The organism is Kitasatospora sp. MY 5-36 (genome assembly GCF_001182915.1).
Classification (GTDB): domain Bacteria; phylum Actinomycetota; class Actinomycetes; order Streptomycetales; family Streptomycetaceae; genus Kitasatospora.
On the sequence record NZ_LFVW01000848.1, the window covers coordinates 1 to 3,371 of the forward strand.

Below are 3,371 nucleotides of genomic sequence, written 5' to 3' on the forward strand. Positions count from 1 at the left end.
CGCGGCGTCAGGCGCGGCGCCCGGTGTGGCGTCGAGCGCGGCCGAGGGCCGGGCCCCGCCGCCGGTCCGGGCCGGCACCATGGCGTCCCGGTGCTCGGCGAGCAGGTGCGCGGCCAGCCGGTCGACCGTGCTGTGGTCGAAGACCACGGTGGTCGAAAGGTCCAGCGAGAGCGCGGTGTTGAGCTCGTGGACCAGCCGGACGGCGAGGATGGAGTCCAGGCCCAGATCGGCGAACGCCGACCCGTCGAGGACCTCGCCGGCCTCCATCGCGAGGGCGGCGGCGACCTTCTCCCGCACCAGCGCGGGCACCAGCCCGTCCAGGTCGGCCAGGTCGTCCGCCGGTTCGGCCGGTTCGTCAAGACCGGCCAGGTCGTCCAGGCCGACCGGTCCGGCGGCCGCGGGGGGAACGGGTGCTGCGGGGGGAACGTCCCCGGACCGGGCCAGGTCGCCGATCCAGAACCGTTCCGCGGCGAACGGATAGGTGGGCAGGGCGATGGTCCGCCGCGCCTCCCGGTGCGTGCCGCGCCAGTCGATCGCGACGCCGGACGCCCACAGGGCCGCGACCTTGGACAGCTCCCCGGCGGCGCTCCACCGCCGGACGAGCAGCTCCTGGAGCTCGCCGTCCGCGGTGAGTTCCGCGAGCAGCCCGTCGGGCGCCGTCCCCGCGCTGCCCCGGAGCCCCCGGCCCTCGCGCAGCGCGTCCCGCAGCTCCCCGGTGGAGGAGACCACGACCGCGTACCGCTCGGCCATCGCCTCCCGTCCCACCTGGAGGGTGTACGCGAGGTCGGCCAGCGGGGTGTCCGGGGCCCGGTCGAGGAACGCGGCCAACCGGTCGACGGAGGCGGCGAGTCGGTCGGGGGTCCGGGCGGAGAGGACGACGACGTGTTCGGCGCCGTCCTCGGTGCCGTCTGCGGGTTGCACGGGGTACTCCTCGACGATCACGTGCGCGTTGGAGCCGCCGGCACCGAAGGAGGACACCGCCGCGATCCGCGGGCCCTCGCTGTGCCAGGGCGCCGCTTCGCGCTGGAGCCGGAAGGGGGACGACCCGAAGTCGATGTTCGGGTTGGGCTGTTCGGCGTTCAGGGTGGGGACCAGTTCCCGGTGCCCGAGCTGCAGCAGCACCTTGGTCAGGCCCGCCACGCCGGCGGCGGCCTCCAGGTGCCCGATGCCGGACTTCACCGAACCGAGCGCGCAGTACTGCCGGTCCTCGGTGTCCTGCCGGAACGCCGCGGCCAGGCCGGCGACCTCGATCGGGTCGCCCAGCTCGGTGCCGGTGCCGTGCGCCTCGACGTACCCGACCTGGCGTGCCGAGACGCCGGCCCGGTCGAGCACCTGACGGATCAGCGCGGCCTGGGCGGTCGGGCTCGGCACGGTGTAACCGGTGCTGCGCCCGCCGTGGTTGACGCCGGTGGCGCGGATCAGGCCCAGCACCCGGTCCCCGTCGGCCAGGGCCCGGGACAGCGGCTTGAGCAGCACGCAGCCGACGCCCTCGCCCGGGACGAACCCGTGGCCGCCGGCGCCGAAGCTGCGGCAGTACCGGTCGGGCGAGAGCATGCCGGAGCGGCACAGCTCGACGTAGTCCAGCGGGTGGGTGTAGACGTTGGCGCCGCCGGCCAGGGCGACCTCGCAGGCGCCGCTGCGGAGTTGCTCGCAGGCCTCGTGGATCGCGGTCAGCGAGGCCGAGCACATGGTGTCCACGGTCAGGCTCGGCCCGCGCAGGTCGAGCAGGTAGGAGACCCGGGCGCTCAGCGAGGCGAACGACAGCCCGGGGACGACGAGTTCACCCGAGGGCAGCCGGCCCGCAGGGTGCCGGGCGTGCCCGACCTTGGTGACGCCGGCGAACACCCCGACCCGGTGGTCGTGCTGCTCGGCGAGGCGGGCGCGGGTGTACCCGGCGTCCTCCAGCACCTCCCAGGCGGCCTGGACGAACAGCCGCTCCTGCGGGTCCATCGCGTAGGCGTCGCGCGGGGCGATGCCGAAGAACCTCGGGTCGAAGTCGGCGAAGCCGTCCAGGAACCCGCCCCACTTGCTGTAGCTGCGCCCGGTGGTCGCGGCGGTGGTGCGGTCGGGTTCGAAGAAGCCGTCCAGCGGCCACCGGTCGATCTCGCGGACGCTGTCGCGGCCGGCCCTGAGGTTCTCCCAGAACTCGCCCAGGTCGGCGGCGCCCGGATAGCGGCCGCTCAGCCCGATGACGGCGATCGGCTCGTCGGGGCCGGCAGCGCGCCCGGCGGCACGTCCGACGGCGGGTTCCCCGGCGGGGACGGTCCGTCCCGAGGGGGCCGCCGGGGCGGGCCCGGCCGCCCGCTCCGGTACGGGTTGCGGTACGGGCTCCGGGCGGCGTGCGCCGCCGAGCCGGGCGGCCACCGCCCGCAGGGTCGGCTGCTCGTAGAACAGGGTCGAGGAGGCCTCGGGGTAGAACGGGGCCAGCGCACGGTTGAGCTGGATCACCATCACCGAGTCGAGACCGATGTCGACGAACGGCCGGTCCGGGTCCACCGCCTGCGGGGGCAGCTTGCTGACCTCCGCGAAGACCTCCCGCAGGTGGTCCAGCACGGCGCGGTCCGCGGTGCGGCCCCCGGACGGTGCGGGCGCGGGCGGAGCGGCAGCGGCAGGAGCAGCGGCCGGGGCGGGCGAGCCGTGGTGCACCCACACCCGGTCCGCCCCGGTGTGCCAGGCGTCGACCAGGGCGGCGAGGCCCGTCGGCGTCGGCATCGGGACCAGCCCCCGGTCCTCCCGCAGGTAGGCCAGGGTGCGGTCGTCGACGGTCATGCCGCCGTCCTGCCACAGCGGCCAGGCCACGGAGAGCGTCCGGCCCCGCCGTTCCCCCCGGGCGACGGCCGCGTTGCGGGAGGCGGCGAACTCGTCGAGGAAGGCGTTGGCGGCCGCGTAGTCGCTCTGCCCGGGGTTGCCGGTGACGGCGGCGCCGGAGGAGTAGGCCAGGACGAACTCCAGCGGGCAGTGCGCGGTGGCCCGGTCGAGGTGGACGAGGCCGTCCGCCTTGGCGCCGAGCACCTCCTCCCACTGCGCCGCGGTCTTCTCCGCGAGCAGGGCGTCGCGGACCACTCCGGCGGCGTGCACCACCCCGGTGACCTCGCCCGCCTCGGCGACGAGGTGGCGGACCTCCTCCCAGCGCGAGAGGTCGGCCCGCACGTAGCGCGCGACCGCGCCGGCCTGCCGCAGGTCGGCCAGCAGCGCCTCCACCCGCTCGTCGGCCGGAGACCGGCCCGCGAGGACGAGGGTGGGCCGTCGGACGTCGGTGGCGATCGGGCGGGCCGTCGCGGCGCCGATGCCGCCGGCGCCGCCGGTGACGAGGTAGACGCCGCCGTCCCGCCACGGCGGGGCGGAGCCGGTGGCGGGGGGAGCGGCGGGGG

At 76.3% G+C, this 3,371-nt stretch carries 1 protein-coding gene; it reads right to left on the reverse strand.

Annotation, left to right across the window (positions count from 1 at the left end; genetic code table 11):
• A partial coding sequence (locus tag AE652_RS37120) for an SDR family NAD(P)-dependent oxidoreductase (protein ID WP_049659608.1) occupies window positions 1-3,371 on the reverse strand: 3,371 nt, incomplete at both ends.